Source organism: Acidovorax sp. SUPP3334 (assembly GCF_030159055.1).
Lineage (GTDB): Bacteria > Pseudomonadota > Gammaproteobacteria > Burkholderiales > Burkholderiaceae_C > Paracidovorax.
This window is the reverse complement of sequence record NZ_BQXQ01000081.1, coordinates 1-5,978: the sequence shown is the minus strand read 5'-3', so window position 1 is coordinate 5,978 and position 5,978 is coordinate 1. Positions and strand designations below refer to the sequence as shown.

The following is a 5,978-nucleotide window of genomic DNA, read 5'->3' as shown; positions in this document are numbered from 1 at the left end:
AGAGAGGACGGACAGCCCCTGGAGCGCACGCTGTCGCACCAGTACGACGAGCTGGGCCACCGCACCCGCACCACCCTGCCCGATGGGCGGGCGCTCGACTGGCTGCATTACGGCTCGGGCCACCTGCACCAGATCGGGCTGACCGAGCCTGCGCAGGCCGGCACGGGTGCCGACGCCGGTACCGGCGCTGGCTCGCAAGGCACCCGCGCCGTCATCGCCGACATCGAACGCGATGCGCTGCACCGCGAGACGCAGCGCAGCCAGGGCGCGCTGCAAAGCCAGTACGACTACGACCCGGCCGGCCGGCTGGTGCGCCACCGGGCCGCGATGTCCACGAGCGCGGGCTCACCCTCGGCATCGCCGTTGTCCTCCCCCGCCATCACCACGCGGGGCCAGCCCGCCGCCGGGCCGGTGCTGGAGCGCGCCTACGCCTACGACGCCATGGGCCAGCTCATCGCCCGCGCCGACACGCTGCGCGGCCGACAGGACTTCCGCTACGACCCGGTGGGCCGCATCCTCGCCGCCCTGCCCGGCCAGGGCAGCCACCAACCGCGCGAGTTGTTCGCCTTCGACCCGGCCGGCAACCTGCTGGATGCCAGCCAGGCGCAGATGCAGCGCCAGCAGGAAGATCGATCGGCGCCGGGAACATCGCAGGGCCTGGGTGTCGTGGGCGACAACCGCCTGCGGTTCTACCAGGACCTGCACTTCGAGTACGACCTGCACGGCAATGTGACCAAGCGCACCCGGGGCAACCAGAAGGCAGGGCATCAGGAGGTCACCGAACTTCGCTGGAATGCAGACCATCAACTGGCAGAGGCCACCACGACGCGCCACGGGGTGACCCAGGCAACCCGCTACGCCTACGATGCCTTGGGCCGCAGGGTGGCCAAGGCCGATGCCTTCGGCACCACGCGGTATCTGTGGGACGGCGACCTGATGGTGCACAGCCAGCGCGGGGGCAAGAGCAGCCTGTTCATCTACGAGCCCGGCAGCTTCGTGCCATTGGCGAGCGTGCAGGGCACGCCGCAAGACACCCGCACCTACTGGTATCAATGCGACCAGATCGGCACGCCGCAGGAGTTGACCGACGAAGCAGGACGCATTGCCTGGGCGGCCGATTACAAGGTCTGGGGCGAGGCACGGATCAGGGAGACGGTGCTTGGCACCGGAACGGGTGGCGTGTCGGTGGGCAGTGCCAGCCAGTGGCATCGAGGAAAAACAGCGGCCTCCACTCCAGGCCCGTCCATCGATCAACCCTTCCGCTTCCAGGGGCAGCAGTTCGATGAGGAAACCGGGCTGCATTACAACCGGTTCCGGTATTACGATCCGGTGGTTGGGCGGTTTGTTTCTCAAGATCCGATTGGATTGAAGGGCGGCATTAATATATTTGAATATGCACCCAACCCATTTTGGTGGATCGACCCGCTAGGATTGGCGGCAGGCGGCGGTGGAGTTTATGTATTCGAAACAAACTCTGGGCGTGCTTATATAGGAAAAGGGCCATACGACCGATATGGCAGTTCAGTTCGGCAAAGAGCCGGTGGGCCAACTGGTGTGGATCGGGGAGTGCATATGAACACAAAATCGCCATGCGCTGCCGTTGCAGAGGCAGAATATGCTGAAATGGTAGAGCATATGGCGATGGTTACCTACAGAGGCATGCCTGGAACAAAACCACTTTTGAATATTGCAACCTCACCGGGAGCCGGCAGATTGGATGCAGGAACAACGAAAGGGTCAATCAACCTAGCGAAATGCCCTGGACTCATGGCAAAGGTAGCAGTAGATGGCGCCAAATTAATTGCAATGCTTACAGCCAAAGCGCCCGGCAGCGGAATGTAAAAACCGAGGATAAATAATGATTGAAAAAATACTAAACTTAGAATTTGAACGAATTGGTGAAACACTTTTATCCTCTACAGGCCAGGTGTCCATATATAACATTTCTTCCCAAGAACAAGGTTTAGCATTTGACGTTAAACGGCTCTTCGACTTCAATGCATTTTTTGAGAAATACAACTGCACCACACTGAGTATTTCATCCGCAATAAACCCCAGCCTTGTAGAGCTTGATTTAATAACCAAAATCGATAAAATCAATAAACTTACATTCAATTCAGTTAACCCTATAGAAATAATTTCCTCTTCTGAAAAATCTTACTTTAAGGGACTTAAAGAACTTCAAATTTTAGGCAAGTCAATTTCTTCATTTCCAGATTTACATGAAGCAAAAAATTTGTCCAAATTAACATTGCCAAAAAATATTGAGTCTATTAAAGACAAGATCGATTGCGGAAAAATAATCGATTTGCACATTATGGGATACGACGACGCAAATTTATCTCCATTGGCAGCCTTTACTAGATTGGAGCGACTAAGGCTAGATGATCATGGAAAGATGGCTTCTCTCGATGGATTAGAAAAACTGCCAAAATTAAAAACACTGCATGTAGCAAGTCCAATAAAACTAAAGAATGTAGATGCAATCATACGTTCGTCAAGCATAGAAAATATAATGTTCGAAGATTATAAAAAAATAAAAGATTGGGAATTTTTGGCCGCAAAAAAAGAATTTCGATGCATATCGCTTGACACAGCAAATTCAGTTGATTTTATTAGCGAATTTGAGATGCTTGAATATTTCTTTTGCAAAAAAGTGATTAACAGAGATGGGGAAAGCCATTTCTTTTCAAATAAATTACATCAAGATGAAATGGCCCACACTGGATTAAAAGCATCTTATATTCCAACATGCGACAAGTTCTACGACCCCATAATTTAGAGAGTCCTCAAAGCCCTCCAAATAATCCATCTTTTTCACAACTATTGATTCAAATAATTATCAAACGACCAAAGATGGCGTGTTGACAATTTTCATTTGATAGTGATTACGATATCCAAAATTTCGCAAGCCTTTTAGCATCACTCTTCAACCCTTCGGAATAAAATTTTTGATTAATCAAATATCAAAGATAGGGCAAATTCCAAAGTAAATTGAAATACCGAACCAAGTAGATGCTCTCTTTTTAATAGCACACCGCCCTAGTATCAATTGCGCTGGAGCCCGATTTGGCTTGAATCGCCTACCTGGCAACCGGCTTGTCTTTCACCCTCCGCTTCCCCGTCCCTCGCGCACCGTTTTCGTTTTCCTCCTCCCCCATGGCTGGCAAGGTCTATATCGACGGTAAAGAAGTGGTGTCGCAAGCGGCGGCCGGCACGGTGAACAAGCCGGACGACTTCGTCTTCCTGCGCAAGAAGGACACGCCGGGCACGGCGCCCTACCGCAACGACAGCGGCTCCATCGGCAACCCGGCAGGCTCCACCTTTCATTCAGGCACGGATGTGGCGACGGCCGAGAGCGCGCTCATGAACGGCCAGCACGCACCGCAGGTCTCGGGCAAGGGCGGCGTGAACACCGAAGTGCGCGACGGCCCGGCGACCTTCATCGGCGAGTGGGGCAAGCAGGTCTGGATCGAGACCAAGCAGACGGTGCGCCACCTGACCGACGTGGGAACCACAGCGGTCTTCAGCTACTTTCCTGCGCTGGAGAACATCACCAAGAACGTCCGGGGCATCGCAAGCCAGCTCGATGGCGACCTGGGGCTCGAGATGGCCGATGAGGCCGGCGAAGAGATCGTTGAGGCGCTCAAATCCTTGTTCACATTGGAGACCCTCAAGGAACTGGCCATCGATGGCGGCATGGCTTTGGGCACCGCGGCACTGGCCGCAGCCACGCCAGCCACCTTCGGCAGTTCTGGTGCGGGCGCTGCGGTCACAGGCGCCGCCACTGCCGTGCGCGTGGGCCAGCGTGTGGATGCGGCAGCGCAGACCGCCGCCGCTCTCAAGGAAGAAGTGGGTGGCCTGCTGGCCGAACTCTCCCGCCCCGATCTGACGGCCCAAGAGCAGCGTGCGCTGGCCAAGCGCGCCGCGAGGTTCCTGGCCGGGGCCGGGGCCAGCCTGCTCGTTTCCCTGCTGGCCAAACGCAAGTCGTCCCGCAACGCCAAGAAAAAAGAAAACGACAAGGACAAGGTCGAGACCTCCAAGAAGCCGGCCGACCAGCCCACGCAGTGCCCCTGCGCCAGCAAGCACCCCGTGGTCATCGCCACCGGCGAGAAGTCCCTCACGCAGACCGACCTGCGCATGGGCGGCCCCCTCGCGCTGGCCTGGATACGCCAATACCGCAGCGGCGACGCGCGCACCGGCGGCTGGTTCGGCCAGGGCTGGAGCCACCCGCTGGCCACCGAACTGTGGCTGCAGGCCGATCAGTTGCTCTACCACGACGCGCAGGGGCGCGCGGTGCGCCTGCCGCTGCTGGCCCAAGGGCAGGAACATTTCGAGGCCTACGAACAATTCACCGTGCGCCGCACCGGCGTGCACGCCTGGCAGCTGGTTCACACCGACGGGCGCACGCACCACTTCGCACGGCAGGCGCCAGGCCAGTGGCGCCTGCCCTTGCTCGCGCTATCGGACCGCAACGGCAACCGCATTCAACTGCACTTCGAGCCGGGCGACTTCGCAGAACGGCTGGCAGACGGATCGGCTAAAAACATCCGGGCCGGTGGCGGCAAGACCGCATCCGGCGGCTTCGACCCCTTCGGCATCCCGCCGCGCCCGCAACGCATCACCGACAGCGCGGGCCGCTGGCTGCGCCTGGGCTGGAGCGCGGACGGCCAGCTGGAAACCGTCAACGCCCTGCATGCGGATGGCCAGGAGACCCTGCTGGCGCGCTACCAATATTCGCCAGACCCACAGGATGCCCCCGGCAGCGAGCAAGCCCCGCCCAACCTGGTGGCCCACACCAACGCAGAGGGCCAGGTGCGCCGCTTCGAATGGAGCCATCACCTGCTGGTGGGCTACACGCTGGCGGGCGGCGCGCGCCACCGCAACGAGTACGACGAGCCCAGCCCCCAGGGCCGCGTCATCCTGTCGCACAACCTGGACAGCGGCGCGGCGCAGCAGTTCACCTACGAGCGGCACCGCACCTGGATGCACGACGCGCTGGGCCGCACCCTGGGCTTTGCCTTCGACGAGCGGCGCGACATCGTCGCCGTGCGCGATGCGCTGGGGCACGTGAGCCGCACGCCGTTCGATGCCAACGGCCACCCCGAGGCGGCCGTGGATGCCCTGGGCCGCGAGACGCGCACCGTGTTCGACCGCCGTGGCAACCTCACGCTGCACCTGGATGCCGCCGGCAACGCCACACGCATCGAGTACGGCACCGAAGGCGGTGCCCTGGACCGCCCCGTGCGCGTGACCGACGCCCTGGGCCACACCTGGACCCACGCCTACGACGCGCGCGGCAACCGCATCCGCTCCACCGACCCGCTGGGCCGCACCACCCGCACCGACTACGACAGCCGGGGCCTGCCGGTGGCGATGACCGATGCGGCCGGCCGCACCCGGCGCCTGCAGTGGGACGGCGCCGCCCAGTTGGTGGCCTACACCGACTGCTCGGGACGCACCAGCCGCTACGCCTACGATGCCCTGGGCCATCTGGCCACCAGCGTGGATGCCCTGGGCCAGGCCACGCACTACCGCCACGATGCCCTGGGGCGCCTGCGCGAGGTGGCCGAGCCCACCGGCGCCACCCACCGCTACGAGTGGGGCGGCGAGGGCCAGTTGCTGGCCTACACCGATCCGCTGGCCGGCACCACGCGCTACCGTTACCACGGCTCGGGGCAGCCGGCCGAGCGCACCGATGCGCGCGGCGGCGTGCTGCGCTATCACTACGACCGGGCCGAGCGGCTGATCGCCCTGGACAACGAGAACCGCGCGCAGACGCGCTTCGCCTACGATGCGGCCGACCGCCTCACGGACGAGATCGGATTCGACGGCCGCCACCAGCGCTATGGGTACAACGCCGCGGGCGAGTTGACCCATGTGGTGGAGGCCGGGGGCAGCGATGCCGGGCCGGGCAAGGTCACGCACCTGGAGCGCGATGTGCTGGGGCGGCTGGTGGGCAAGCGGGCAAGGAGCGA

At 60.6% G+C, this 5,978-nt stretch carries 3 protein-coding genes; all 3 read left to right on the top strand.

Annotated elements, in window-relative coordinates:
• On the top strand, window positions 1–1,842 hold a 1,842-nt coding region (locus tag AVHM3334_RS23240), incomplete at its 5' end, for an RHS repeat-associated core domain-containing protein (RefSeq protein ID WP_284415817.1).
• A 16-nt stretch (window positions 1,843–1,858) separates the two neighbouring features.
• The gene (locus AVHM3334_RS23235; RefSeq protein WP_284415816.1) at window positions 1,859–2,782 is read left to right on the top strand and encodes a hypothetical protein; all 924 of its coding nucleotides are present in this window, start codon (window positions 1,859–1,861) and stop codon (window positions 2,780–2,782) included.
• Window positions 2,783–3,099: 317 nt separating this feature from the next.
• Window positions 3,100–5,978, top strand: a 2,879-nt coding sequence (locus AVHM3334_RS23230; protein WP_284415815.1) for a DUF6531 domain-containing protein, incomplete at its 3' end; no start/stop codon positions are given.